Genomic DNA, 26,362 nt, shown 5'->3' on the forward strand with positions numbered 1-26,362 from the left:
CCCTGGACGACCTGCACGAGACCCAAGCCAGCCGCTGCTTGACGCTTCAGGCAAACCCTGAGCGTATCTGTGGCCTCACCGCCTTCCATTGGTGGCCGCAACTCGCATGATAGCACTGCTATTTAACAGGATTTGGTATAACTTGGGAGAGAAAACCACTCCCTACGAACTGCTGCGGCTGCGCGCGCGCTGTGGCAAGATCACCTTGCCGCCCTCCTGCCAGCACTCCGAGTCAGGAGTTGGCAAGTGTTCACAACGAATCCAGTCGTTCGCATCTTTGAGAACCTTGCCCCGCAGACACTTGGCGTACTGAATGTTGTCGTTGACTGCTGGGTCTTCCGGGTCAATATCAGCCGTCACAATCTTGGGAAAGAAAAAACGACACCAGGCCACTGCTTCTAAGCCTCCATTGAAAAGGATGAATCCTTCGTGAACATAGTACCATTACAGGAAGTGCTGCGCCAGTCAGTTGTTTATTGAAACAACGGCGGCATCACCCGCTGCGCCCAGATAGAAAAGGTATATACCTGGCCTGAGAGAAAGAGGAGTCCCACCAGAATCAGCGCGACCCCGCTGACCAGCGACACCGCCCGCCCATACTTGCGTGTCCAGCCCAGCGCGTTCAGCCCACTCGCCCAACCAACACCAATCAAGAGAAACGGCACAGCGAACCCCAGCGCATAGATCGCCAGCAAGAAGCCCCCAAGCGCCAGACTGGCCGAAGCGCCAGCGTAAAGCAAAATGGAGCCAAGTACCGGGCCAATACATGGCGTCCAGCCAGCCGCGAAAACAATACCCAGACCAAAAGGCGCTGCCCCGCCTACCCACCGCCCGCGCAGATGCAGCTTTCTTTCCCGATACAGCACATTCATCAACGCCGGAGGCAGCAGGCCAAGTAAAAACGCCCCCATCAGGATCATCACAATCCCCGTGACGGCTTCCAGCGCCGGGCGATAGGCTCCGAGCAGCGCGCCAAACCACGCCGCCATAAATCCCAGCGCAATAAACGCCACAGAAAAGCCAGCCACAAACAACAGGCTCACGCGCAATGCCGGGCGACCATACCAGGGCCGTTGTTTATATGCCCCCTTCTCCGCTTCTGGCGCTGCGCCAGACCCCGACAGATAGGTGATGTATCCTGGAATCAGCGGAGCGACACAGGGTGATAAAAAAGAAGCTGCCCCGGCAACGAACGCAACCAGAGCAGCCTCCCAACTCAGTTGACCAGTGATAGGCACTCCAGTCTCTGCCTTTCAGAACTTCAGCCACTATATACAACGAAGAAACAACACTATTTTAGCAGTTGTTGTATTTCAGCATCCAGCGTTTTGGCGTCAACCGGGCCAAGATGCTGGCGCACGACGACACCTGAGCGATCAATAAACACAGTTGCCGGAACGTTGCTCACCCCAAAGTCAACGCTGATCGTGCCGGAAGCATCCGGGCCGTTGGGGTAAGTGACGTGATACTTCTGCAAAAACTGCCGGGCCGCTTGCTGCTGATCTTGATAATCAACCCCAATGAAGACCACACCAGCCGCCTGATACTGCTGCCAGGCCGCCTGAAACTCAGGCGTCTCCTGGTTGCAGGGAGGACACCACGACGCCCAGAAATTGACGATCACCGGCTTGCCTTTCAGCCCCGAAAGCTGGATCGTCTGCCCCGACGGGTCATTCCAGTTGGTAAGGGTAAAGTCAGGCGCGGGATGCCCAACGAGCGGAATGGTCGCTGCTCCGCTGATAATATGCTGCGCGGTAGCCAGGCGCGACCAGAGGACACCCACCAGCACGATATTCAGGGCAGTGAAAAAGACCAGAGTGATAATCGCCCGTCGCTTCTTCTGTGGCGGCTTTGCCGACTGGCTCTGTGTCTGTGCTGGTTCATCAAGCATACGCGCGGCCTATCTTTCTCACGCCGGGCCAGGTCTCGCGCCCGGCTCAAATCCCCACAGGAGCATAGACACCAGCACAACGCCAATCCCAAGCGCCACCAGAGCCGGATGAATCAGCAGCCCGCTAACCGCGATCATCAGTCCCAGCGCCAGCACAATCGGCCAGATACTCGGCGCTGATGTGCGCGTTTCTTCATCGGTCTCCGTCGGCCTGGTATAAGCAGGAGCATAGAGTTTCTCAGCCGCCATTTCAGCAACCGCTGCGGACTTCTGACCATCTGCGGAGGATAGGCTCTCAACGCTCGCCAGAAGAACGCTTTCGACCCGCCGACGCTGCAAGGCGGCCTCCAGCAGCGCCTCAGCCTCTGCAAAGAGACGGCGGGCATCAAAAGGCTTGGCAAGACAGACCGCCGCGCCATCGCTGCTCATCTGCTCTCTCAAATCCGGCGAACAATCCCAGGCCAGAACGACGGCAGGCGTCGCCGCCAGCCCATCATAAGCCCGCAGGTCCGGCAGCAGCATACGGTCACTGGCAAAGCCGCTGTCAACATCAACGACCAGCAGCGATGGACGCTGGTCCAGCAGCGCGCGCGCCTGCTGGGGCGAAGCAGCCTCCAGCACGCTCATGCCTTGCTGCCGCAAGCCCATCGCAATCACGCGCCGCAGCGCCGTATCTCCCTCTACCAGGAGAACAGTATTTGTATCAGCTGCTTCCATTGTGCTGTCCCCCTTCGATGGGAGCAAAGCCAGGTAAGGCGAACCCCTGGAGAACTTTTCCATGCTGAAATATACGGCAGGCGCTGTGCAAAGTTACTGACAAATTGAGGATACGCCTTACAATTACCTGAAAGCGGCTGTCGTGTGTCCCGCTTTCAGAGTCACTGTGCAGGGCGAGCCAGCTTATAGCCAACTCCAGGAACCGTCAGAATGTAGCGAGGCTGGCTGGGGTCAGGTTCGATCTTGCGCCGCACGCGCCGAATATAGACCCAGATAAAATCCATCTCGCGGTGATAGCCTGGCCCCCAGACCTTTTCCAGCAGCAACTCGTGAGTCAGAACCATTCCCGCGTGCTGCGCAAGCACCGTCAAAAGCTTGTACTCCGTCCGGCTCAGTTGCACATCCCGTCCGGCCATCCGTACCTGGCGTTGAGCAAAATCTATCGTGAGATCGCCCGACGAAAACAGCGCGCTTTGCGAACTGCGCTGCTCTGGCTGGCCGCCACGTCGCAGCGCCACGCGCACCCGCGCCAGCAGTTCTGGCATCCCAAACGGCTTGCCGAGATAATCTACCGCGCCCAGATCGAGCGCCCGCACACATTCATCTTCTCCGCGTCTCGCGCTGAGCATCACCACTGGCGCTGTTGAAAACTCACGCAAGCGCCCCAACAAATCAAAGCCGTCCATGCCTGGCATCCCCGCCTCAACAAGAATCAGATCAGGCTCCTCGCGCTCGACAAGCTGGAATGCCTGCGAGCCATCGGCTGCGGAGAAGACGCGATAATGCTGAGCCTCAAGGTTGGCGCGCACATAGCGTACAATGCCGGGGTCGTTATCTACAATGAGGATGGTTTGCCGGTCAGTAGCGCGATTCAGGCGTATGTTCTCAGTGGGGGGGGCCAGTGGGCCACTCGCGGGGCGAATCGGCGCTGAAACCGTTGATAGGCGGTGAGCCGCAAGCGGTAAGGCTACATGAAAGACCGCACCTTTTCCTGGGCCAGCCGACGCTGCCCAGATGCTGCCGCCATGCGCCTGAACCACCGCTTTGGCGACGGCTAACCCCATCCCGCTGCCAGGGATATGCTCGCCCTCACCAGGAACACGATAAAAGCGATCAAAAATGCGCTCCAGGTGGTCTTGCATAAGACCACGCCCCTGATCAGCAACGGTAATTTCAATTCGCTCTTCACCAGCCAGCGCCTCAATGGCAATTTCACCGCCCGCCGAATACTTCACCGCATTATCCAGCACATGATTCAAGACCTGCTCCAGTCGGCTTCGATCAGCCATCAGCGACGGAAGATCAGCAGGTAATGCCAGCGTTATGCGATGTTGAGGGGAAAACTTTTGCCAGCGATCCACGAGCGGTTCCAGCAGTTCCGGCAAGTGAATCAGCGTTGGATTGATCGGCAGCAAGCCCGCATCCAGGCGCCAGACATCGAGCAGACCGTTCACCAGTTCGTGCAACTGGTCGCACTGCTCATCAATCAATTGCAGCATCTCGCGCTGAGCCTCTGGATCCCAGCGCAGCGAATGAGCGAGCAGCGTCGTCGCCGAGCCTTTCATCACCGCCAGGGGCGTTTTGAGCGCGTGAGCGGCCAGCGCCAGCGCCTCAGCCTTCACCTTCTCTGAAGCGCGCTCCAGCGTCACATCATCCAGCAACATGCCCCAGCCCAGCAGATCGCCGGGCACATCGCGCACCGGAAAACTGCGCACCCGCAGCCAGCGAACCGCCGCGTGCGCCAGCGCCAGATCAGCGACCACTTCCTCATCACTGGCCCAGACCCGACCAAGCTCCTCTTCGGCCAGATACGGATCAGCCGCCAGGGAAAGCAATTGCTTGCGAAAATCAAACGCCGGGCGATCAATCAGCGCGCCTGCTTCCAGGCCCAGCAAATCCTCCGCGCGCGCGTTGGCGAAGGTAATGCGCTCCCGGCGGTCCAGCAGCACAAAGCCGCTCGTCATATTGCTGGTGACGCTGGCAAGAACCTGATGCTCCTGGGGAAGCTGCGCGAGTACGCTCTCCGACGCCTGAGTTCTTGATCTCCTTCCCCCGAAAGCGGTCTCCATAACTAGCTCCTGATTGATATATAGCAATAAGAGAATAGGCTAAGATGATAAAGAGGACTATATGATTTTATCATCTGCACAGCCGGGGCAACAAATATTACCCCTCCATACTATAGGTCAGCCCGGCCAGGAGCGCCTTGCAGTAGGAAGAAGGTCCGGCGGAACGCTTCCTAGCGGCTGCGATGCGCCAGCAGCGCAAACAGGCCACGCCAGACGCTCAGAAAGAGCAGATTGGCGATCAATACAACTATCGCAAAGCTGATTGGCGGAGCCTGCTGTGTAAAAAGCCAGCGCAGCAGCAGCCCCACCGGCCAGGCACAGACCCAGGCCAGCGCCGTTCGCGCCAGCATCGTGCGGGCGCTGGCTGCGACAGATTCCCGATAGACGCCAAAGAACGGTGCGACCACAAACCAGCCAATGGCAAAAGGCGCAGCCGTTTGCACGATCAGCAGAAACGCATCAAGCCCTGCCGCCTCATGATGGCTGGCGCGGCCAACCCCAGCAAAGATCAGGAACATACAGACATCGCCAACAATTAAACCGACCAACCGCCAGAGGTGTCCGGCGCTTGTGAGCGGCAAGATTTGTTTTTTGGAGGCCATCGCAGGCTCCTCTCAGCAGGAAGTGAGCGGCTTTCCTTTACACAGAAAACACGGCGAGAAAGGTCTGAGCCTCCCTCGCCGTGTGAAACTGGCATCGAGCAATCTTGATGCGCCGCGCCATCATTTGGCAAGCTGCGCCAGCAAAACGATAAGCGCCAGATGGAACAGCATTGCCCCGGCAAATCCCCAGTAGAGAAACGTTATCCAAAGCCGGTCTTCCCGATCAGCATTGGAGCGTTTTGCGCGGGGCCAGCGTTCGGAGGCCACCAGCCCAATCGCCACGCGCATCCGCATGGGGCTGCGCAGCGGCGAACGCTCAAGTTCCGCCAGCACCGCAGCGTGGCAGGGCTTGCAGAGTACCCAGGACTGTTGAGGCGCTGGAGCCTCATCTGGGTCTTGAAGCGTGAGCGCGCCAGCCCAAATGCGCTTGCGGCAGATCGCGCAGCGAATCACCGCATCACTCGATCCGTCGTTCTTCGCCGCGTCGGCTGCAATAGTCTGGTTGGCGCTGCCTGAAATCTCTTGATCCATCTGCTGGCCTGTCCTTCTCAGCCCTGGCGAGCTGTGCCTGAAACGCCATTTCGCGCTGACGCCATACAAAGAAGTACCCTCTCTGTATGGACTCGCATTCAACAGGCCAGGACTATCGCTGGCCTGCTAGAGCAGATATACAAGACTGAACAGAGCAATCCAGACAACATCAACAAAGTGCCAATACATCTCGCCTGCCTGGAGCGAAAAGTGCTTCTCTTTGGAGAGTTGCCCCCGCAGCGCGCGGAAGAAGTTGACCAGCAGGAAAATCACGCCAACCGTCACGTGCGCGCCGTGAAAGCCGGTCAGGGTATAGAATGTCGAACCTACCAGACCATCCCCGATGCTAAAACCGTTGTTGATATATTCTACCGCCTGCAAGCTCAGAAAGGTCGAACCCATGACAATCGTTGTCAGAATAAGCCAGGGGACATTCCGCAGATGACCTCTGCGAATAGCCCTCCCCGCAAAAATCATCGGGATGCTGCTGCCGAGCAGGATGACCGTGTTGATGAGCGGCACCGGATTTCTAAAAACACTTTCCAACTCTGGCCCGCCAGGGGGCGGCCAGGTGCCTGCCCGCACGCGGAGGTAAAGATAACCAGCAATCAGATTAGCAAAAAGCAGGGCTTCGGAAGCGATAAAGAAGACCATGCCCCACCAGCCAAGGCTTCGCCCTGTCTCGTGGGCAGCCTCGCCGCTCACACCAATGGGCTGTTCTTTATGGGCAATGCTCATAACGCGCTATTCCTCTATTCTACGTGTGCTTCTTGATGGCCCTCCAGCCCCCAATTCATTCCCCAGCCTATGCCAAAGATGAAGGCGAGCAGCAGCCCGACAGCAGCAAGGCTAATATCAATCAGCAGCCCAACCATCGTGAGCGCCATCGCAGCCGCCAGCAGGATCGGCCAATAGCTGGGGCCGGGCAGATGGATATGCTCCTCTTCCGCGTCGTGGTGTTTGGCTGCCCCATATGAGCCAGCCGGAGTCACTGTATCTTCTTGTTCAGCAGTATCGCTGACTTGTTGAGCATGTTCTTGTGACAAGGCTATACACCTCCTGATAAGGGCATAACGGACGCCGGGGTTTGCCCTGATTCTATTATACCCGACCAATCGCCTAATGGGAACGTTTTCGCCAATCGGCATTCTCCGGGTTCTTCTTGTCATAGAACGGGCGTCGGCTGCGCACTGTCGGGATCGTCTTGAAGTTGTATTCAGCCGGCGGCGAGGTCGTCATCCACTCCAGTGTAAAGGCATCCCACGGATCATCCCCAGCCGTCTTGGGGCCGCGCATGCTCAGGAAGAAGTTGGTGATGAAGATCAGCACCCCTATGGCAATAACAAACGCGCCGATAGTCGAGAACAAGTTCAATTCATCCCAGGGGGGATTCGAGGCGTAGGTATAGATGCGGCGCGGCATCCCCAGCAGGCCCAGCAGGTGCATCGGGAAGAACGCCAGGTTCAGGCCAACGATGAAGAACCAGAACTGAACCTTGCCCAGCTTCTCGTTCAGCAGCTTACCGCTCATCTTGGGGAACCAGTAGAACAGCGCGGAGAAGACGCCCATTACCGTCCCGCCGAAGAGAACATAGTGCAGATGGGCAATGACAAAGTAGCTGTCTGTGACCTGATAGTCAAACGGCACAATGGCGAGCGCCGCGCCGTTCAGACCGCCGATCAGGAACATCGCCACAAACCCGACGGCAAAGTACATGGCTGTCGTGAGATGGATTTTGCCGCCGTAGACCGTCCCCACCCAGTTGAATATCTTGACCGCCGTAGGAATAGCGATCAGCGTCGTGCTGGTGGCAAAGAAAGTTTGGGCGCTGATCGGCAGACCTGTCGCAAACATATGGTGCGCCCAGACGGTGAAGCTCAGGAAACCAATAGCGATCCCTGACCACGCCACGAAGGTGTATCCGAAAATCGGCTTACGCGAGAAGACCGGCAGCACCTCTGAGACGATGCCGAAAGCCGGTAAGATGAGAATATAGACCTCCGGGTGGCCGAACGACCAGAAGAGATGCTGCCAGAGCAGCGGGTCGCCGCCAAAAGCGAATTGGTAGAAGTGCGTACCCAGGTGGCGGTCCAAGAACAGGAACGCGCTGGCTGCCGTCAGGCTGGGGATCGCAAAGAGCAGGAGGAAGGAGGTAATCAGCGTCATCCAGGTGAAGAGCGGCATGCGGTTAATCGTCATGCCCGGCGCGCGCAGGCGCAGAATCGTTACCACGAAATTGAGCGCGCCCACGATGGAGGCCACGCCTAGAATCTGAATACCCAGAATCCAGAAGTCCATATTCGTGCCTGGCGAACAGAGACCCGGACGGGAGCCGCAGGGGATGTTTTCCGTCAGCGGCGCGTAACTGAACCAGCCAGCATCAGGCGCGCCACCCGCGATGAAGCTGATATTCATAAAGACGCCAGCAAACACGACCAACCACAGGCCCAGCGCATTCAGGCGCGGAAACGCCATATCGCGCGCGCCAATCATCAGCGGCACAATATAGTTGCCCAGGCCCGTCAAGAACGGCATCACGAACAGGAAGATCATCGTGGTCCCGTGCATCGTGAAAATCTGGTTGTAGAGATTGGGGCTGAGTACCGTATTGTTCGGTTCAGCAAGCTGCGTGCGGATCAACAGCGCCTCACTCCCGCCGACCAGAAAGAAGAGGAAGCCGGTCATCATATACATGACACCGATCTTCTTATGGTCAATCGTGGTGAGCCACGCCCCAACAGGGGTCTGACTGAAGCGTCGGGCCGAGAATATGCGTTCCTTTCTCTGCGGAACGGCTATTCCTCCCTGGATCGCCATAAGTGTCTCCTCCAACGCTCTGCTAGTGTTCGCTCAAAGATATATCAGCGCCCATCTGGAGCGCATCGGCGCCAGATGGTTTTGCAAACGTTCTGCTATCTCAGACTGTCTATTTTAGACTGTCAAGGTAGGCGACCAGCGCCGCAACCTGATCGGGGGTCAGGCCCAGATCGGGCATATCGTTCCCCGGTTTGAGGTTTTGCGGATTGGTGAGCCATTGGGTAAGGCCATCTGGCGTATTTGGCGCGACGCCACCGGCAATCAAATCGCGGCTGCCAAAGTGCGTCAGGTTTGGCCCGACGATGCCCTGCGCGACGATGCCACCATAATTGCTTCCGTAGATCGAGTGGCATTGGATGCAGGCAGTATTATTCGCAAAGGTTGCGCAGTAGAAGAGGTATTTCCCCCTCAGCGCCTGATTGCTGCCGCCAGGATCGCCATCGGCGCACTTGCGGGCCGTCGGCTGGCTGCTCTCAGGGTCAACTGCTGGAGCCTGCTGGGCGAGACTCCACTCGCCGAAGCTGTTTGCGCCTGTGCCTTGCTGCTTGACGACCACCTCAAAGCGCATATGCGCGTGCTGGTCGCCGCAGAACTCCGCGCAAGCCCCCTGATACGTTCCAAGCGTATCGGCCTGGAACCACATATGATTGGTATGGCCGGGAATCACATCCGTCTTGCCGGTAAGCTGGGGTATCCAGAAGCTGTGAATGACGTTATCCGAGACCAGATTGAGATGCACCGTCGTCCCTACTGGCACGACCAGTTCATCGGCAGTCACAACGGTTGGTTTGGGCGAGTCATCGGTAGGATTGGCGTGCGGCGTTTCGGCATTGGTGAGCGCATCGTTCGCGTTATCGTAATAGCGGAACTCCCACCACCACTGATGCCCATACACGTTGACAGACATGGTGGGGTTATTGGGGTTGCTGGCCGGTTCCTGAATATTAAAGAGCGTTTGCACCGTCAGGCCCAACACCAGAAAGAGAATCAATGAGGGTACAATCGTCCACCAGATTTCCAGCTTGGTGTTGCCGTGAATCTGGCGCGGCTCTGGCGAATCGGGGCGGGCGCGGAAGCGAAAGACGGAATAGATCAGAGCCGCTTCCACGAGGACAAACACGATGGTTGCCACAACCAGAATAAACCAGAAGAGACCGGATTCTTTAAGCGCAACCGGCCCTTGCGGATTCAGCGTGTTGGAGTTACCAACGCTACAGCCAGCTACTATGAGCAGACACAGGCCAAGCAGCACCGGCAGCAGCCAGCGCATCAGCCTGCTCGGAACTAACCCATCAGGCGAGAATCTTCGCACCCTGGGACCTGCCTTCCACAACGTATTCTAAAAGGGACAGACTTCTCCCGCTATTACGCGGCTATTCTAATGTGAACTGCTAACATTTGGCTTGCAGGGATGCCAGAACCCCTTACAAAGCCCTGAACACAGCAGAAGCTTCAAGAAAAGGCGAGCTAAATAGCTGAGATTGCGATCCTGATCGGCCCCTGATATAGTAAACACTGCACAGACAAAAACCTCTTTCAGCCAGAATCAAGGATATGACACCATGCAGGGAAAAGTTGCCATCAGTCTCATTTTATTTCTCTTCCCCGCTCTGATAACGCCGCTCTTGCTGCTCTCCTTCCTCACCAGAGCGCCAGGGGGGGTCGGCTTGTTCTTCAAAGACTATTCGTTTGCGTTCCTGTGGGGCTGTTATCTGCTGCTGATCGCTGGCGGCGTCTTCCTCTATTACTATTTCAAGCGACGGACAGCACGGCAGGCGCAGGCCGATTCAGCCGCTCACGACGCCTCCGCCAATGAGCCACGCGCGGTGATGAGCGAATCGCAGCAAGACGAGTGCTGAAGAGGTATTCGTCGCTGGTGCCAGAAACATGACAGCCGTACCGCTCAGAAAAGCGGCGATCTGGCCGCGCTTCACCGCTGGCCCCCAGCCGTAATGCTTCCTCAACGGGCCACACGCTTCCTCTCTGGAAAACGACCTGCGCGCAGGTCTGATACTCGTACTATAGCGTCTGCGTCAGAATGTCGCAACTGGCGCATCGCGCATTATAGCGGCTGCACGGGCGCGCAGATGTTCAGGCTTTTGTAAGGTAGAGACTGGAGCATTGCAAGGTGGGTGTCAGGGGTAGGTGGGACAATCCGGCATGTTATAAGGCTATCGTTATTATATTACGAGGGAATGAGCATGACCCGACTACGCCGTCTGGGCTGGGTGACTGTTGGCTTTACGTACTTTCTGGTGCTTGTCGGCGGGCTTGTGCGCATCACCGGCTCCGGCGAAGGCTGCCCCGATTGGCCGACCTGCCACGGGAGCCTGATCCCCAGCTTCGATGAACATACGCTGATTGAATACTCCCACCGGCTGACCGCCTCTGTGGTCAGCTTCCTCGTTATCGCGCTGGCCCTGGCGGTGCTGATCTGGGCGCGACGGCGGCGCTATGTCATCCCCGCACTGATTGCCGTTGGGCTGCTTGCCGTTCAGGTCGTGCTGGGGGGGATTACCGTTCTCAATGATCTGCCCGAAAACATCGTCACCGCGCATCTGGGTACGGCCCTGGCGCTCTTCGCCACGCTCATCATCGCGGCGGTGCTGCTGCGCCAGAATACCCCCGTTGTAGGCAACTTCCAGAGCGCCCGACGCTTCGCACGCCTGGCCCTGACAACCGCCATCCTGACGTACCTGCTGCTGCTCAGCGGCTCGAATGTGCGCGGCAACAGCGCCGATCTGGTCTGCCCTGGCTGGCCGCTGTGCGGGCGCGAAGACATCCCTGGCTCGGTGGTGTCGCTGGTCGTGATTAACCTCTTCCATCGCTTTTTTGCCAGCTTCGTTGGCCTCTTTATTATCGCCACGATCATCTATGCCTGGCGGCGCAGGCGCGAAGCGCCCAAACTGGCCGCCATTGCCCTTGCTGCAGCGGTCTTCTTCGTCATTCAGGTCGCGGTTGGCGCGGCGATGGTTCTGCTCGGCTCCCACGCAGTAGAGGGCGGATATGAAGCGGCGCAGGGTTTCCATCTGGCGTTTGCTACCGCCGTCTGGGGAGCTATGGCTGCTCTGGCGGCTGTGGCCTATCGTGACCTGCCCGCAAAGACCGACGCAGAGTCGCCATCCGGGCAGCCCGCCCCCGAAAAAGAGTGGGTACGCGCGCCAGCAGATGCAGCGGTAGCCGCGCCGGAAGCGGCAGGCGAGGCAGGCTCCTTGAAACTGCTCCTGAGCGGCTACCTCAACCTGATAAAGCCGCATGTCACCGTGTTACTGCTCGGTGTGACGCTCGCTTCAATGGCAATTGCTCAGGGTGGCTTCCCGCCCTGGCAACTGGTCATTGCCACCCTGTTTGGTGGAGCCTGCGCGGCAGGCAGCGCCAACGCGATGAACTGCTATTTTGATCGTGACATCGATCAGATAATGAGCCGCACAAAACGCAGATCGCTCCCCGCCGGGCGCATCCCGCCCGCGCATGCCCTCATCTTTGGCGCGGCGCTGGCCGTGATCTCTTTTGTAGACCTGGCGCTGTTCGTCAATCTGCTGAGCGCCCTGCTGGCTTTCTCAGGCATCGTCTTTTACATTCTGGTGTACACGCTCTGGCTCAAGCGCAATTCCACCCAGAATATTGTCATCGGCGGGGCAGCAGGCGCAGTTCCTCCGCTCGTCGGCTGGGCTGCCGTCACAAACTCGGTTGGCTTGCCTGCCCTCTGGCTCTTTGCCATCATCTTCTATTGGACGCCGCCGCATTTCTGGACCCTGGCGCTGCTTATCAAAAACGATTACGCGCGGGCGCATATTCCTATGATGCCGGTGGTGCTGGGCGAGAAAGAAACCAAACGCCAGATTGTCCTCTATACCCTGCTGCTGATCGCGGTGACGCTTGTCCTCTTCTCAACCCGTGAAATGGGCTATCTCTATCTCGCCTCGGCTATCTCGCTGGGCGCGGGATTTCTGTACCTGGCTATCCGCGTACTGCGCGATGAAACCAAACGCTGGGCGCGCACGCTGTTCTGGTATTCGAACTGTTACCTGGCATTGTTGTTTGCCCTGATGGTCATTGATCGCGTTCTTACCTGACCCACCGCGAGGAACATCATGAGCTGGCGTCTTGCTTCCCGTCTCTCGGTTCTTGTTTCGGCGATCCTCGTCATCATCGTCATCGTCATCATTACGCATGGCTCCTCGAACAACCAGCCGACTCTTCAGGGGACCGATCTGGGCGGCGTCAACGCGCCCGATTTCCGCCTGAGCGATCAGTTCGGCGATCCGGTCTCGCTTTCCCAGTTTCGCGGGCATCCCGTCGTGCTGACCTTCCTCTACACCCACTGCCCCGACACCTGCCCGCTCATCGCAGATAAGCTGCACCTTTCACTGGAAAAGCTGGGGGCCGATAGCTCCAAAGTGAGTGTCATTGCTGTCAGCACCGATCCTCAAAACGATACGACACAATCAGCCTATCAGTTCTCGCAGGTTCATCACCTGCTCAATCAGTGGCACTTTCTGGTTGGGAGCAGCGCCCAGCTTACGCCCATCTGGTCGGCTTACCATGTCTTCGCCGCGCCTACAACGCCCACAACTACCGATAAGAATACGGTCGAACATACCGTTGCCATCTATCTGATTGATAAGCAGGGGCATGAACGTGTCTTTCTTTCCGAAGATTTTGACCCAAATGTCCTGGCAAGCAATCTCCAGACGCTTCTGAAGGAGTCATAACCTGTCGCTCGCGCGTCCCTTCCAGGCGGCGAGCGATTAGCCGCCGGGGACGGCGGCGCTACAAGTGTAAGAAGGCCACCCAGCCAGATAGAGCGGCTGGGTGGCCTTCTTCCTGCTAGAGTTGCGGTCTAGCCGGGTACAGTGACAGTCAGATTCATCGTTGTCGGATGAAGGGCGCAGGTGACATGAAAGGTACCGGCAGTGTTCCAGGCTCCTGTCGTGAAGCTTTTCCCCACCTGGATAGTCTGGCCGTTTGCGCCAAAGTCAGGCGCGCCTGTTTCGTTAGTAGCAGGGGTACCCTGGGTTCCAATCAGCAGAATATGCTCTGTGCCGCTGTTCGGGTCGTTCGTAAAGGTAATCGTGCTGCCTTTGGTAATCGTAATCGAGTTTGTGCTGAACGTCTGCACACCCATCGTAATAGTGTTGGAACCGCCATTGTTGCCAGTATTGCCGCTATTGTCAGAGCCGCCACAAGCTGCAAGCAGAGAGACAGCCAGAGCAAGCAGAGCGAGAAGAGCTACTTTTTTCACAGGAAATCACACCCTTTCGATAAACATGGGATTGCCCTCAAAAATCAATCCCTGCAATCTCATACGGCATGGGATACAGGCTGGGCCGCCAAAAGTGATTTGGCTTCAATCCTCAACAGGGTGGAAGATGTGATCGAGGCTCATCCAGAGTCCCTTGGAGTGGCGATAAAAGAGGAGCGGCAGGAGGATAGCTAACGCGCCACCAACCAGTACAAACAGGAGAAGTGACATTCCAGGCAGAAGGGCCAGCGGGATAGCAACAGCCGCCAGCAGCAGTTCGGTAGCAACCAGATTGACGGCCATCGCGCCGGTAAAATAGCCTTCTTCGCGCTCGAAATGAAAGCCGCAGACAGGACAGTCGTCATGCATCTTGAACCAGCCAGAAAAAATTCGACCTTCACCACAGACCGGGCAGGCCAGGCATATTCCCCGCCAAAATAAGATGAGGCTTTCTTTGAGCAAGACCGCCTTTCCCCCTCTGTGTTACGTCCCTGTCAAAAAGTCCCGTACCGCCTGGATATAGCGATCTGATTCCTCCATCTGAGGCATATGGCCGCTGTGCTCAAAGATAACCAGCCGTGCTCCAGGGATACCCTGGAGCATTATTTGCGCCGGGTTCAGGCTGCACACGCGGTCATGCCTCCCGGCCAGAATAAGCGTAGGCATACGAGCCTCGCCTAGACGCGGGCGCACGTCATAGAGCGGCATCTGATTGACACTCCACCAGCTTGAAAGGGCCGCAGAATAGCGCGTGCGCTCCGCCCAATCTTCAGCCACGCGCCTGATCTCATCAGGATACGTAGCAAAGTAGAATGGCAGTTCATCGAGGATGATCGCCCGCATATCTTCATCAGATTGTATCTCATTTTCGCGGGCAAAAGCAGCTTCGACTTTCGGATCACCAAAAGCGGCCAGTTGTTCTTCTACTTCCGCCCCAATATCGTAACTGGGCGCGGAGCAGCTAACAATCAGGCGCGAAACAGACGAAGGGTGGGCCAGAGCGTAGCTGAGAGCGATAAATCCGCCAAACGAATGACCCAGGACAGCCATCTGCTCGAACCCAAGCGCCAGGCGCAGCGCCTCGACATCCTCCACCACCGCAGCCGTCGTAAACTGCTCTGGCGCAATACGCTGTGAACGTCCATTCCCCCGGTGATCGAGGTAGATCAGCCGGGCGCTGGTCGCCAGGGGCGAGAGCCAGGGAACGAATTCCTGATGATCCAGCCCTGGGCCACCATGTAAAAACACACACGGCGGCCCATTTCCTTCTTCAGCGTAGAAGAGTTCAGTCCCGTTGACGACTATGCGATGCTCTTGCACAGCAGCATACTTCTCCTTCGGTTATCCTGGGAAAAAGCAGGCGGCCAGATGTTCGCTGTCTTTGCGCTCCAGACGCGGTACCTCAGTGCGGCAAATCTGCTGCGCTTTCCAGCAGCGCGGGTGAAATGGGCAGCCACTGGGCGGATTGAGTGGGCTGGGTACGTCGCCCTCCAGAATAATCCGCTGGCGCTGGCTTTCGATCTCTGGATCGGGGACCGGAATCGCTGAAAGCAGCGCCTGGGTATAGGGGTGCAGCGGCTTTTCATAGAGCGCATCGCGTTCTGCCACTTCAACGACTCGCCCCAGATACATCACCGCGACGCGGTCACTGATATATCTGACCACAGAAAGATTGTGCGCGATGAAGAGATACGTCAGGCCGAAACGCTCTTGCAGGTCTTGCAAAAGGTTCAGCACCTGCGCCTGAATCGAGACATCCAGGGCGCTGACCGGCTCATCACAGACCACAAATGCTGGATTCAACGCCAGCGCGCGGGCGATACCAATACGCTGACGCTGGCCGCCGCTGAACTCATGGGGGAAGCGGTTGATATATTTGGGATTGAGGCCCACCACTTCAAGCAGTTCCTCAACCCGGCGGCGGATGTCTGTCCTTGAGCCAGACTGGAAGTTTTGGAGAGGCTCAGCGACAAGCTCTCCGACAGTAAAGCGGGGGTCAAGCGAGCCATAGGGGTCTTGAAAGATCATTTGCATATCGGCGCGCATCTGGCGAACCCTGTTCGCTTTCAGGCTTGTTAGCTCTTGATTTTTAAAGCGAACAGAGCCAGCCGTTGGCTTAATCAATTGCAGGATAGCGCGCCCGGTGGTTGATTTGCCACAGCCGCTTTCACCAACCAACCCTAACGTCTCCCCTTGCTTGACCGTCATGTCCACCCCATCCACCGCTTTGACATTGGCGCTTGTCCTTCCCAGCAACCCGCCACGCACAGGAAAATAGACCTTCAAATCTTTGACTTCCAGCAGCGTGGTACCCGCTGCAACTTCAAGAGTCTTCTCCATCTGGGCGCTCCTCTCGCTGATTAAAACGGATAGAAGCAGGCGGCCATTTGATTGTCAGCCACCTCTTCCAGAGGTGGTGTCTCCACCTGGCAGCGGTCCTGCACTTTGGCGCAGCGCGGTGCGAAGGGACACCCAGGGGGCAGGTTCACCAGATCAGGCGGCTGCCCCTTAATAGGAGCAAGGCGCTCTTTTTTGTCGTCCACCAGACGTGGGATGGACTGCAAGAGCGCCTTCGTATAAGGGTGGGCGGGCCTGGCGAACAGTTGTGAGGTTGGCGCTTCTTCCATTACCCGCCCGGCGTACATCACTACGACCCGTTGGCACATCCCCGCAACGACACCCAGATCGTGGGTAATGAGCATCACCGCCGTCTGGAACTCTTTGCTGAGTGCTCTCATCAGGTCAAGAATCTGCGCCTGAATCGTCACATCCAGCGCGGTTGTCGGCTCATCGGCAATCAACAATTGGGGATTGCAAGAGAGCGCGATGGCAATCATGACACGCTGACGCATGCCACCACTGAACTCATGCGGGTAGCTCTTCAAGCGTCGGCGCGCGTCAGGAATGCGCACGCGCTCCATCATCTCCAGCGTCCGAGCCTCGGCGGCCTTGCCGGTCAGCTTAAGATGGGTCTTTACCGACTCAGAGATCTGGAAGCCCACCGAAAAGACCGGGTTGAGCGAGGTCATCGGATCCTGGAAAATCATCGAGATTTTGCCGCCACGGAGTTCGTGTAATTCGTCCTCCGTCAGTTCCATGATGTTATCGCCACCAAAGACGATCTCGCTCCCGGCCTCTATCTTCCCTGGCGGGCTGGCAACCAGGCGCATGACGGAGAGGGCGGTCACGCTCTTCCCTGAGCCGCTCTCGCCCACAATGCCAAGGGTTTCCCCCTCTTTGATGTGAAAACTCACTCCGTCAACGGCCTTGACCACACCGCCACGGGTGTAGAAATTTGTCTTGAGGTTTTTCACCTCCAAGAGCTTCTGCATCACAATTCCTCAATCTTCGTACCCAGTGGTTGTTAATCTTTTGAGCGTGGGTCAAAGGCATCGCGCAAACCATCGCCAATGAAGGAGAAGGAAAGCACCAGGATGACCAGAGCAAGGATCGGCCATATGATCTCAAAGGGGAACGCCTGGAGATAGCTTGAATACTGGAAGATCATCAGTCCCAGGCTGGACCCCGGACGCTGCACACCCAGGCCAAGCAGGCTCAGCGCGCCTTCGGCGACTACCGTCGCGGCCATGTTCAGCGTGGAGACAACGATAACCAGGCTGGCAATATTTGGCAGGATGTGGCGCCTGATGATCTTGAAATTGCTCGACCCATTCGTGCGCGCGGCTTCAATGAACTGCTGTTCTTTGAGTTGCAGCGTCTGACCGCGCATGAAGCGAGCCATTTGAGGCCAGACGATGAATCCGATGACCAGCGCCGCCAGCACTATCCTCCCATACGGAGCAAACCCATGACCGAAAATCTTTTCAGTCTGAAGCTGAAATGGCTGCCCAAAAATGGCCGTAACCAGAATGACAAAGAGCAGGCCAGGGAACGCGAACATCAGGTCCGTGAAGCGGGCGAGGATCGTATCAACCATGCCGCCAAAATAGCCGGCCAGGACGCCAAAGAAGACGCCGAAGAGAATATCCTGTATCTCAACAGCTATCGCAACGAATATTGAGACCTGCCAGCCTTTGAGCAGCCGCGCCAGAATATCCTGGCCGGCATCATCGGTCCCCAGCCAGTGCATCCCGTTGGGCATGTTGATCAGGCGCGTAGCGTCTTGATAGTCCGGGCTGTGATACAGCGTGGAGGGGAGGGACACCACAAACCCAGGAGCCGGGTGAAGCTCAAAGGTCTGACCGACATGCTCGTAAATGGGGGGAAAGACTATGGAGATAAAGAAAACAACACCCAGGACGAACACCGAGGTCATGGCACGCTTATCGCGCCGCAAGCGCCTCAGTGATTCACGGAGCGGCGAAACTGCTGGCCCTTTGGCCCCAGTTTCCTCAAGGACCGCAGGCACTTCCAGTTCGATCTGAAAAAGGCCAGCCGCCATCGGCTCCTGGATCTCATGTTCAGAACTCTTTTGCAGATCCATCAGGGCAACCTCCCTTTAAGCTAGCAACGTAACCGTTAGGTAGCCAGAGAACGACACAATCGGGGGCGCCATCACGAAAGCCGGATGCGCGGATCGACAATGCTATAGGCAATATCCGTGAGGAAGTTCATCACCACGACTGTCAGCGCCAGCAGCATCACTGTTGCCTGCACCACCGGCCAGTCGCGGGTCGAGATCGAATTGATGGTGATAAAGCCGATGCCCGGCACAGACATCAACAACTCGGTGATAAAAGCCCCGGTGACAATAAAGGCCAGTGATGGGCCAATGACCGTCAGCAGAGGAATCATCGCGTTGCGCAGCGCGTGCGTATAGATCACGACTCGCTCGCGCAGCCCCTTGGAGCGCGCGGTACGCACGTAATCCTGGCCCAGCACCTCCAACATGACGGTACGGGTCAGCCGCGCAAAGAATCCCATACCAACTGCCGCCAGGACCACTACAGGCACGATTTTATATTCCGGTCCACCCTCCCAGCCAGAGATGGGCAGCGGCGGACTCTCCATGCCGAACTTCTGGACAAAGAGCACCATCAGCAATTGGTAGAGGGGGATGAGTACAAACGTGGGCAGCGCAAACAGGAAGAGCATCACACCCATGCTGGCGGTGTCCATCCAGGTGTTGCGGCGCAGCGCCGCGAAGATGCCCACCGGAATGCCCACCAGCAGCGTCAAGGCAAAAGCCATGAGTCCTAGCTGCACGGAAACCAGCAATGGGGGGCCAATATAACTGGTCACTTTCTGGCCCAGATTCTCAAAGGAAAGGCCAAAGTCACCACGCAGCGCGTGGGTGATGTAGTTCCAATATTGTTGGTACCAGGGTACGTCAAGCCCGTAGGTGTGGAGCAGCCTTTCATGGATACCGCCAGTACAATGGACGCCGCACAAGCCAATGATGGGATCGCCTGGCGCAAGATACCCCATGATGAAGGTGACAAACGAGACCCCAAACACTACAAAAATCAAGCCTATCACACGTTTGATAATGAATTGTACCAAGGGAAGCCTCCTTCCGTCAGGAAGAGCCGCGAGATTTCCAGGTTACTGCGTGAACATCCTCAGATTCCGTGTGAACGCCTTTAAGGGGGGTAGCTATTGGGCGCTGGAGAGATAATACTCCACAGCGCCCAATAGCGCAAGAGACTGTTACAACGAGTGTCTACGCCTTCAGACCCTGCGCATCAATGCTTCAGAATCTTGACAGACGACCAGGCAATATCAGGAATGCTTCAGAATCTTGACAGACGACCAGGCAATGTCAGGGGTCGTCCCCTGAGCAGACACGTTGTAGCCCGACACCCACTTCTGGAAGACATAGATGGTCTTGCCCTGCGTGATGGGAATCCAGGCCACTTGCTGGACAGCAATCTCTTCAGCCTGATTGTAGAAACCGAGGCGCGCGTTGGCATCCAGCCCTGAATCGCCCTTCGCAACCAGTCCGTCTACATCAGTGTTGCTGAAGTTCATGTTGTTGTTGCTCGAAGTGCTGATCACCAGATCCATGAAGTCCTGCGGATCAGGATAGTCAGCGATCCAGCCGAGCGCGTAGAACTGATTCGGGTAAATGCCCGCAGCGTTCTTGCTGCCGACATCATTGAGCAGTTGTCCGAAGTCTACCGCGTTCAGGTTCACATGCACGCCCAGGTAGGTCTGCCAGTCCTGCTGCATGGCTGCGTACAGCTTGTCACCAGTCACACTCTTCGAATACTCCAGCGTGACTGCTGGCATCTTGCTCACATCAGGATAGACCGAAAGCAGCTTGGCCTTGGCATCATTTGGATCGAAGGGCAGGCCCTTCAGATTCGCATTGTACCCCGGCATGCCTTGCGGGACGATATGATTGGATGGGAGGCTCGCGCCCGAAAGAACCTGGTTGGCAAGCTTATCGCGGTCAACGGATTCCGCGAACGCCTGGCGCACCGTCACGTTATCGAAGGGAGCGACCTTGCTGTTGGGGGCAACATAGCCAACCGACAGCGACGGGCCTTCGTAGAACCTGCTGGGGCCATACGCCTTGGCAATGTTGTAGTCTGCCGCGGGAACAGGGGAAACATCAACCTGGTTGGCCTGGAAGTTGTTCCACGATGTGGTGGAGTCGGCAATAATCGGCATGTCAACTTCGGTCAACGTGGGCTTGTCGCCCCACCAGTTGGGGTTCGGCACCGCGACCAGTTTCACCTTATGCTGGAAGGACTTGAGTTCGAAGGGGCCTGCGCCTACAAAGTGTCCATCCCACCAGGACGCGCCAAACTGATCGACGACTTTCTTGTCAACTGGATAGCTGACGGGATAGGTCAGGGCTTCCAGGAACCAGAGGGCCGGGCCAGTAATGTTGATCTGGAGGGTCGTGTCATTGACGACCACCAGCCCCTGGCCGATCATTGAGGGGATTTTGCCGTTGCCGCGATCTTCGCCACCAACGATCCCGGCATTGATACCACCCTGACCGCCCAGGTAGTAGTCCGGCGTATACGACGTACCGAATATGTCTGGACCAAACGCGCGGTCAATGGCATAGGCAAAATCATTTGCCGTCAGCGGATCACCGTTGGAGAACTTGAGGTTGGGGCGAATGTGGAAGGTGTAGCTCTTGCCATCCGCTGAGACATCCCAACTGCTGGCGAGGTTTGGCTTCACCGCAAGTGTCTTGGGATCGAGCGACACCAGGCCACTTCCTATCAGGCTAATCACCTGAGCAGAGTACAGGTCTGTGATTAACGCGGGGTCGAGCGTCTTGACATCCTGCGACGCCACGATGGGGTACGTGAATATCTGCTTATCTGCAAGGTCAGAGCCTTGCGGCGTCCCGCAGCCCGCGAAGACAATGCCAAGCACTCCCATAAAGAGGAGCGCCTGAGAGACAATAAACATTTTCTTCCGCATGAGATCTGTGTCCTTCCGCTTTTGCTCTACGCTCGCGCATCAGCGAGGGTAGGCTGTGGTTCCGACGTGAAGTTGTTCACGCAGACTGGACTGATTAGACAAACCGACCAAGAGGCAGTGATGCGTAAATTGCCCCAAAATTATCGCTGCGTTGCTACAACCTGGTCGTTCTTTCCTATGTGTGCTATCCCCCTTTCCTGTAATTCGCAGCCACATGCCGGAGGCTGTCAGCCATCATTTTCATATGGCATACACGGCTGGCGGGCAAATTGTAGTAAGCGCAAAAATACTTACTACACCGCGAGAGACACTCCCTCGCTATTAGATACGCTCTTCCACTAAAAGTTTTCACAGTAAGCAGGGGGAGTTCGTATCTCACGATTGGACAAAACGCTGGCGAATAAAGCGCAGCGCGACCCCATCAATCTGCGGCCCTTCCACCCAACGATCTTCCAGGTTCTCGCGCATACTGAACGCATTGAAAGCGTTGCGCGTCGCTTCATCGTAGACCCCGCTGATGGCCCCCTGGTAATCACCCACCCGCTTGAGTACCCCTTGAAGTTCGCGGGCGATGGCCTCATCAATCGGCACAAGGTCAGCAGGGTTCGTCTTAAAAAGATAGAGCTTGTGCAGATCAAGCAAACGCGCCAGCTCCTCGATGGGGTGCGGATGGTCATCAACCCGCAGATCAATAAAGCGGTCATTGAAACCCCCGTAGCCGCCAGCCTCGCGGACCACCAGCAGCGCCGCCGATTCCTGGCCGCGACTATCACCACCAGCCGCCTGACCAGCCGCCAACGCCGCTAGCAAGCGATCCCACAGGCCGCCCGCTGTGGCCTCAAACGTGCGCGCCAGCGCCTGCACTGTGGCCTCGCTGACCAGGATATTGCCCTGGCAGCTATAGTTTGGTCCGACGATGCCACCAGCCCAGGCAAAACATTCACCGCCCGTATAGGTTGCCGCCTGGCCTTTGGCGTCCACAATGCCCACCTGCCGCTGCGCGCGGTGTTCATCCGGCTCAGTCAGCGCGGCCATCACTTCATTGGGAGTCTTTCCCTGGGCCAGCAGTTCCAGCCCTTTTGGTCCATAGGTGGTATTCGCCCATGATTGGGTAGCAATGGCTCCTACCCCTGCTTTCGCCCAGGGTACTACTGCGCCCACAGCCAGGAACTTTGACTCGACGGCAATTCCCAGATCGCCAGTGGCAGGATCGCAGGCAACAATGGAAAACGTGGAGACACATCGGTCAGCTTGCGAGGGAAGACGTGGGGGAAGCGATGGTGTTCGCCGGAAAGATGGTAACGACACGACAAGGTTCCTCCTCGGAGCCGAGAAGTTGGCACATCAAAGGATATGCTCTTGCTCAGTAGTATAACGGATGAGAACTATTTCTGACTAGCCCCCTTTCATCTCAATCGTTAAAGCATGAGAAGCGGTTCCGCCACACATGAGGTGTTGGCAAGCGAGACCTGGGACTTGTAGCGCCGCCTTCCAGGCGGCCAGCCCGTAGCGCCGCCTTCCAGGCGGCTCAACGTTGGCCCGCCGGGACGCTGGCCCCAAGGGCGCACGCTCGCCAGGGCGCAGCGTTGGCCGCCAGGAAGGGACGCGCGAGCGACCAACGGGAGCGAGACTGCCGAGGCCCAGCCGAGGCAAGCGGCCCTTCCCGAAGGGAGGCGGCGCTACAGGTGGTGGAAGCATCAGAAGCTGAGAGTTGCCTCAACGGTGGCCCCATTGTATACTAACCACCGAAAACCGTCTGGAGGAAAGCACTACTATGCCACCAATTGAAAAAACCAAAAAACCCACTGCTGGGGCTGCCGATAGTCGCGCAAAGGGTTCTCAAAAGGCAAGCCAACGCCAGGCCGCTCAACCTGGCCCCAAGGGAGAGAAGGAACCAGAAGCAGCAGAGCCAGCGGCAGGAGGGGCGCGCGAACGCAAGGCCAGCTCAAAACTTCCGGCGTCTGCCTCTAAAGAGCGTAAATCGGCTGCCTCGCGCGTTGAAGCGCGTGAACGCAAGCTCACCCCTCAGCAGCAAGCCCACCTGGCGCGCGCCCGTCGCCGCCAACTCAACCAGCGGCTAGGGTTAGGGGCCATTGCCGTGATAGTGATCGTGGTGATCGTGGTGGTTGTTCAGCAGGCCATTACGAAGAATGAAGAGGCGACACGCCTGGCAAATCTACACGCCGCAGCCACCTCTACCGCTATCGTGAAAGCCACCGCAACCGAAAATGCCCACTGCCCTGCCATTCCGCCCACGCTGACCGAAACCCCGGTCAAATTGAAAAGCGATCTCCAATATATTGACACCACTGTAGGGACAGGGCCAGCAGTTAAAGCAGGCGATACCATCAGCGTGCAGTATATAGGCTGGATAGAATCAACCAACGTCAAGTTCGATTGTTCCTACGATCACGGTACCGACGGGCAGCCAACCAAGTTCCAGCTTATAGGTGGGCCTAACGGTGTTATTCAAGGCTGGGTTGATGGGATTCCTGGCATGAAAGCTGGCGGGAAGCGTCGGCTCATCATTCCCCCGGCGCTTGCCTATGGAGAAGCTGGTATTCCCGGTCAAAATGAAGGCGACCCACCATTAGTTCCACCCAACACGACGCTTATCTTCGACGTTCAATTAGTGAGCATTGACACAGCGAGCAGTTAAAATATGGGCTATCGCTCCATCTTTCGAGATGGCCTCTTCAACGAGCAGGTCATCATCGTCAGCGGCGGGGGTACCGGCATTGGCCGCTGTATCGCGCATGAGCTGGCGAGCCTGGGCGCAGCCGTCGTCGTCTGTTCGCGCAAGCTCGCCAACGTGGAGCGTACCCGCGATGAGATTCTGGCGTCGGGCGGCAAGGCGCTGGCGCTGCCCTGCGACATTCGCAGCGCCGAGCAGGTGGAAGCCCTGGTGGACACGATCATAGAGCGATTCGGCAAGATTGATGGGCTGGTCAACAACGGCGGCGGCCAGTTCATCAGCCCTGCCCAGGACATCCGGCTCAAAGGCTGGAACGCCGTCATCGAAACGAATCTGACAGGCGCGTTTTTGATGTGCAAAAACGCCATGCTGCGCTCCATGCGCGATCACGGCGGCGCTATTGTCAATATCCTCATGGACCTCTGGAGCGGCTTTCCAGGCATGGCCCACAGCAGCGCGGCCCGCGCGGGCGTGGAGAATCTGACCAAAACGCTGGCGGTAGAATGGGCGCCCTATCACATTCGCATCAACAGCGTCGCTCCTGGTATCATTCAATCAAGTGGTTTGAGCAACTATGATCCCGCTGTCCTAAAAGATATTGTCAGCTATATCCCGGCCAGGCGTTTAGGCAGCGAAAGCGAAGTGGCGGCTGCTGTCACCTTTCTGCTTTCGCCTGCCGCCAGTTATATTACCGGCGATACCCTGCGCGTTGACGGCGCGAGTTCGCTCTGGCGAACTAATTACGACATAGCCGAACATACTCCAGCCCAACCCTACCACGGATTCGAGGAGTGACCCCCTTGAGCATCCTCCGCTCACAGATTGATATGCAGAGCGCGGAGTACCAGCAGAACCGCGAAGCCTGGCAGCGGCTTGTGGACGAACTGCGCGAACGTCAGGCAAAGGTGCGCGAGGGCGGCGGCGAGAAATATACCCGCAGACACCGCGAGCGCGGCAAGCTGCTGCCCCGCGAGCGCGTTGAGTTACTGCTGGACCCCGGCACGCCATTTCTGGAACTCAGCCCGCTGGCCGCCTGGGGCATGTATAACAATGAATCGGTTGGCGGCTCGCAGATTACCGGCATCGGCATCGTCAGCGGCGTCGAGTGTATGATTGGCTCAAGTGACCCGACGGTGAAGGGCGGCTCCAGCTATCCCATGACCGTCAAGAAGGGCTTGCGGGCGCAGGCCATCGCCAGGGAGAACCGCCTGCCCAGCATCCATCTGGTCGAATCTGGCGGGGCCAATCTGCTCTATCAGGCAGAAATGTTTGCCGAGGTTGGCGGGCGTACCTTCGCCAACCTGGCGCAGATGTCAGCGATGGGCCTGCCGCAAATCTCGCTGGTCTTTGGCAGCTCGACGGCTGGCGGCGCGTATGTGCCTGGCCTCTCGGACTATACCGTGATGGTGCGCAAGAAAGCCAAAGTCTTTCTGGGCGGGCCACCGCTGGTGAAGATGGCAACTGGCGAAGAGGCCGATGATGAAACGCTGGGCGGCGCGGAGATGCACACGCGCATCTCTGGCCTGGGCGATTACCTGGCCGAAGACGACGCCGACGCCATTCGTATTGGCCGAGAGATTGTCGCCCGGCTGAACTGGCGCAAAGAGATCAAAGCTGTGCTGGCTCCGCCGGAAGAGCCGCTCTATGACCCCGACGAACTGCTGGGCATCGTGCCGATAGACACGCGCAAGCCCTACGAAGTGCGCGAAGTGATAGCTCGTCTTGTGGATGGCTCGCGCTTCACCGAATACAAGCGCGACTATGGCCCGACGCTGGTTGTCGGCCACGCGCACATCAACGGCTTTCCTATCGGCATCATTGCCAACAATGGCATCCTCTTCTCCGAGTCGGCCAACAAAGCGGCCACCTTCATCCAACTGTGCAATCAGACGCGCATACCGCTGATCTATCTTCAGAACACCACCGGCTATATCGTTGGCTCCAAATACGAGCAGGATGGCATCGTCAAGCATGGCTCCAAGATGGTCAACGCCGTCGCCACCTCGACAGTCCCCCAGTTCACCGTCATCATCGGCGGATCGTTTGGCGCGGGCAACTATGGTATGTGTGGCCGGGCATATGATCCGCGCCTGCTCTTCACCTGGCCCAACAGCCGCATTGCCGTGATGGGCGGCGAGCAGGCGGCTGGCGTGATGGCAATTATTCAAGAGGACGCCGCGCGCGCCAGGGGCCGCGAAGCCGACCAGCAGCAGCTTGAAGCGATGCGCAGCATGATCGTAGGAAAGTTTGACGAAGAAGCGTCCGCGTATTACGCCACCGCGCGTATCTGGGATGATGGTATCATTGACCCACGCGAGACGCGCAAGGTTCTTTCCATTGGTCTCTCGATGGCCTATAACCGCGATTTCGTCTCTGAAGGCGCGCCCAGGTACGGGGTATTTCGGATGTGAATGTCGAATGTTCCCAGCACGCAGCAGGAGGTTCCCA

The 26,362-nt window shown here is 57.5% G+C and carries 26 protein-coding genes; 6 read left to right on the forward strand and 20 right to left on the reverse strand.

All coding sequences use genetic code 11. The features are described from left to right. Positions 1-162: 162 nt before the first annotated feature. From VH599_20460 to coxB, 11 genes are all read right to left on the reverse strand, one after another. Positions 163-393 (reverse strand): hypothetical protein, encoded by a 231-nt coding sequence (locus VH599_20460; GenBank protein ID HEY7350694.1) that lies wholly within the window; start codon positions 391-393, stop codon positions 163-165. A gap of 80 nt (positions 394-473) precedes the next feature. Continuing rightward, entirely contained in the window at positions 474-1,238 is a 765-nt protein-coding gene (locus tag VH599_20465; GenBank protein HEY7350695.1) for a cytochrome c biogenesis protein CcdA, read from the reverse strand. A 53-nt stretch (positions 1,239-1,291) separates the two neighbouring features. Then, positions 1,292-1,891, reverse strand: a complete 600-nt coding sequence (locus VH599_20470) for a TlpA disulfide reductase family protein (GenBank protein HEY7350696.1) — start codon at positions 1,889-1,891, stop codon at positions 1,292-1,294. An 18-nt stretch (positions 1,892-1,909) separates the two neighbouring features. Further along, the gene (locus tag VH599_20475; GenBank protein HEY7350697.1) at positions 1,910-2,608 is read right to left on the reverse strand and encodes a response regulator; all 699 of its coding nucleotides are present in this window, start codon (positions 2,606-2,608) and stop codon (positions 1,910-1,912) included. 161 nt (positions 2,609-2,769) lie between these two features. Continuing rightward, the gene (locus tag VH599_20480) at positions 2,770-4,677 is read right to left on the reverse strand and encodes a response regulator (GenBank protein ID HEY7350698.1); all 1,908 of its coding nucleotides are present in this window, start codon (positions 4,675-4,677) and stop codon (positions 2,770-2,772) included. Between the two features lie 170 nt (positions 4,678-4,847). Beyond that, a complete protein-coding gene (locus tag VH599_20485) occupies positions 4,848-5,279 on the reverse strand; it encodes a DUF3054 domain-containing protein (protein ID HEY7350699.1) in 432 nt (143 codons plus the stop codon). Positions 5,280-5,399: 120 nt separating this feature from the next. Continuing rightward, the gene (locus VH599_20490) at positions 5,400-5,810 is read right to left on the reverse strand and encodes a hypothetical protein (protein HEY7350700.1); all 411 of its coding nucleotides are present in this window, start codon (positions 5,808-5,810) and stop codon (positions 5,400-5,402) included. A gap of 126 nt (positions 5,811-5,936) precedes the next feature. Continuing rightward, complete coding sequence (locus VH599_20495) at positions 5,937-6,548, reverse strand: cytochrome c oxidase subunit 3 (GenBank protein ID HEY7350701.1); 612 nt, start codon at positions 6,546-6,548, stop codon at positions 5,937-5,939. A gap of 14 nt (positions 6,549-6,562) precedes the next feature. After that, entirely contained in the window at positions 6,563-6,856 is a 294-nt protein-coding gene (locus VH599_20500; GenBank protein ID HEY7350702.1) for a cytochrome c oxidase subunit 4, read from the reverse strand. A gap of 73 nt (positions 6,857-6,929) precedes the next feature. Then, a complete protein-coding gene (gene ctaD, locus VH599_20505) occupies positions 6,930-8,627 on the reverse strand; it encodes a cytochrome c oxidase subunit I (GenBank protein ID HEY7350703.1) in 1,698 nt (565 codons plus the stop codon). Between the two features lie 109 nt (positions 8,628-8,736). Beyond that, positions 8,737-9,939, reverse strand: a complete 1,203-nt coding sequence (gene coxB / locus VH599_20510; protein ID HEY7350704.1) for a cytochrome c oxidase subunit II — start codon at positions 9,937-9,939, stop codon at positions 8,737-8,739. A gap of 250 nt (positions 9,940-10,189) precedes the next feature. Here coxB and VH599_20515 point away from each other — a divergent pair, with 250 nt between their 5' ends. The 3 genes from VH599_20515 (at position 10,190) to VH599_20525 (ending at position 13,342) form a co-directional block, all read left to right on the forward strand. Further along, positions 10,190-10,486 (forward strand): hypothetical protein, encoded by a 297-nt coding sequence (locus tag VH599_20515; GenBank protein ID HEY7350705.1) that lies wholly within the window; start codon positions 10,190-10,192, stop codon positions 10,484-10,486. Between the two features lie 342 nt (positions 10,487-10,828). Beyond that, on the forward strand, positions 10,829-12,703 hold the full coding sequence (locus VH599_20520; GenBank protein ID HEY7350706.1) for a heme o synthase: 1,875 nt from the start codon (positions 10,829-10,831) through the stop codon (positions 12,701-12,703). 18 nt (positions 12,704-12,721) lie between these two features. After that, entirely contained in the window at positions 12,722-13,342 is a 621-nt protein-coding gene (locus tag VH599_20525; protein HEY7350707.1) for an SCO family protein, read from the forward strand. Positions 13,343-13,470: 128 nt separating this feature from the next. Here VH599_20525 and VH599_20530 read toward each other — a convergent pair whose 3' ends face one another. From VH599_20530 to VH599_20570, 9 genes are all read right to left on the reverse strand, one after another. Beyond that, on the reverse strand, positions 13,471-13,872 hold the full coding sequence (locus VH599_20530) for a plastocyanin/azurin family copper-binding protein (GenBank protein ID HEY7350708.1): 402 nt from the start codon (positions 13,870-13,872) through the stop codon (positions 13,471-13,473). 105 nt (positions 13,873-13,977) lie between these two features. Beyond that, complete coding sequence (locus VH599_20535) at positions 13,978-14,334, reverse strand: DUF983 domain-containing protein (GenBank protein ID HEY7350709.1); 357 nt, start codon at positions 14,332-14,334, stop codon at positions 13,978-13,980. Between the two features lie 21 nt (positions 14,335-14,355). Beyond that, the gene (locus VH599_20540) at positions 14,356-15,192 is read right to left on the reverse strand and encodes an alpha/beta hydrolase (GenBank protein HEY7350710.1); all 837 of its coding nucleotides are present in this window, start codon (positions 15,190-15,192) and stop codon (positions 14,356-14,358) included. A gap of 21 nt (positions 15,193-15,213) precedes the next feature. After that, the gene (locus VH599_20545; protein HEY7350711.1) at positions 15,214-16,212 is read right to left on the reverse strand and encodes a dipeptide ABC transporter ATP-binding protein; all 999 of its coding nucleotides are present in this window, start codon (positions 16,210-16,212) and stop codon (positions 15,214-15,216) included. A 20-nt stretch (positions 16,213-16,232) separates the two neighbouring features. Continuing rightward, positions 16,233-17,204 (reverse strand): ABC transporter ATP-binding protein, encoded by a 972-nt coding sequence (locus tag VH599_20550; GenBank protein ID HEY7350712.1) that lies wholly within the window; start codon positions 17,202-17,204, stop codon positions 16,233-16,235. Positions 17,205-17,236: 32 nt separating this feature from the next. Next, positions 17,237-18,316, reverse strand: a complete 1,080-nt coding sequence (locus VH599_20555) for an ABC transporter permease (GenBank protein ID HEY7350713.1) — start codon at positions 18,314-18,316, stop codon at positions 17,237-17,239. Between the two features lie 71 nt (positions 18,317-18,387). Beyond that, positions 18,388-19,335 (reverse strand): ABC transporter permease, encoded by a 948-nt coding sequence (locus tag VH599_20560; GenBank protein HEY7350714.1) that lies wholly within the window; start codon positions 19,333-19,335, stop codon positions 18,388-18,390. Positions 19,336-19,554: 219 nt separating this feature from the next. Then, positions 19,555-21,219 carry a peptide ABC transporter substrate-binding protein gene (locus tag VH599_20565; GenBank protein ID HEY7350715.1) on the reverse strand — a complete coding sequence of 555 codons (1,665 nt, stop codon included), beginning with the start codon at positions 21,217-21,219 and terminating at the stop codon, positions 19,555-19,557. A gap of 375 nt (positions 21,220-21,594) precedes the next feature. Beyond that, positions 21,595-22,527: a DUF1028 domain-containing protein gene (locus VH599_20570; protein ID HEY7350716.1), complete on the reverse strand. Its 933-nt coding sequence runs from the start codon at positions 22,525-22,527 to the stop codon at positions 21,595-21,597. 466 nt (positions 22,528-22,993) lie between these two features. Between VH599_20570 and VH599_20575 the strand changes: the two genes are divergently transcribed. From VH599_20575 to VH599_20585, 3 genes are read left to right on the forward strand one after another with little or no spacing between them, the layout of a single operon-like run. After that, positions 22,994-23,878 (forward strand): FKBP-type peptidyl-prolyl cis-trans isomerase, encoded by an 885-nt coding sequence (locus VH599_20575; protein ID HEY7350717.1) that lies wholly within the window; start codon positions 22,994-22,996, stop codon positions 23,876-23,878. Between the two features lie 3 nt (positions 23,879-23,881). Beyond that, entirely contained in the window at positions 23,882-24,709 is an 828-nt protein-coding gene (locus tag VH599_20580) for an SDR family oxidoreductase (protein ID HEY7350718.1), read from the forward strand. 5 nt (positions 24,710-24,714) lie between these two features. Further along, entirely contained in the window at positions 24,715-26,325 is a 1,611-nt protein-coding gene (locus VH599_20585; GenBank protein HEY7350719.1) for a carboxyl transferase domain-containing protein, read from the forward strand. Positions 26,326-26,362: the final 37 nt, after the last annotated feature.

This window comes from Ktedonobacterales bacterium (assembly GCA_036557285.1).
Lineage (GTDB): Bacteria > Chloroflexota > Ktedonobacteria > Ktedonobacterales > DATBGS01 > DATBHW01.

Bases quoted from the DNA above. Each gene is read 5' to 3' on its own strand.
- VH599_20470 (HEY7350696.1), bottom strand. From the start codon at position 1,891: ATGCTTGATGAACCAGCACAGACACAGAGCCAGTCGGCAAAGCCGCCA.
- VH599_20475 (HEY7350697.1), bottom strand. From the start codon at position 2,608: ATGGAAGCAGCTGATACAAATACTGTTCTCCTGGTAGAGGGAGATACG.
- VH599_20480 (HEY7350698.1), bottom strand. From the start codon at position 4,677: ATGGAGACCGCTTTCGGGGGAAGGAGATCAAGAACTCAGGCGTCGGAG.
- VH599_20485 (HEY7350699.1), bottom strand. From the start codon at position 5,279: ATGGCCTCCAAAAAACAAATCTTGCCGCTCACAAGCGCCGGACACCTC.
- VH599_20490 (HEY7350700.1), bottom strand. From the start codon at position 5,810: ATGGATCAAGAGATTTCAGGCAGCGCCAACCAGACTATTGCAGCCGAC.
- VH599_20495 (HEY7350701.1), bottom strand. From the start codon at position 6,548: ATGAGCATTGCCCATAAAGAACAGCCCATTGGTGTGAGCGGCGAGGCT.
- ctaD (HEY7350703.1), bottom strand. From the start codon at position 8,627: ATGGCGATCCAGGGAGGAATAGCCGTTCCGCAGAGAAAGGAACGCATA.
- VH599_20515 (HEY7350705.1), top strand. From the start codon at position 10,190: ATGCAGGGAAAAGTTGCCATCAGTCTCATTTTATTTCTCTTCCCCGCT.
- VH599_20520 (HEY7350706.1), top strand. From the start codon at position 10,829: ATGACCCGACTACGCCGTCTGGGCTGGGTGACTGTTGGCTTTACGTAC.
- VH599_20525 (HEY7350707.1), top strand. From the start codon at position 12,722: ATGAGCTGGCGTCTTGCTTCCCGTCTCTCGGTTCTTGTTTCGGCGATC.
- VH599_20545 (HEY7350711.1), bottom strand. From the start codon at position 16,212: ATGGAGAAGACTCTTGAAGTTGCAGCGGGTACCACGCTGCTGGAAGTC.
- VH599_20550 (HEY7350712.1), bottom strand. From the start codon at position 17,204: ATGCAGAAGCTCTTGGAGGTGAAAAACCTCAAGACAAATTTCTACACC.
- VH599_20555 (HEY7350713.1), bottom strand. From the start codon at position 18,316: ATGGATCTGCAAAAGAGTTCTGAACATGAGATCCAGGAGCCGATGGCG.
- VH599_20565 (HEY7350715.1), bottom strand. From the start codon at position 21,219: ATGCGGAAGAAAATGTTTATTGTCTCTCAGGCGCTCCTCTTTATGGGA.
- VH599_20575 (HEY7350717.1), top strand. From the start codon at position 22,994: ATGCCACCAATTGAAAAAACCAAAAAACCCACTGCTGGGGCTGCCGAT.
- VH599_20580 (HEY7350718.1), top strand. From the start codon at position 23,882: ATGGGCTATCGCTCCATCTTTCGAGATGGCCTCTTCAACGAGCAGGTC.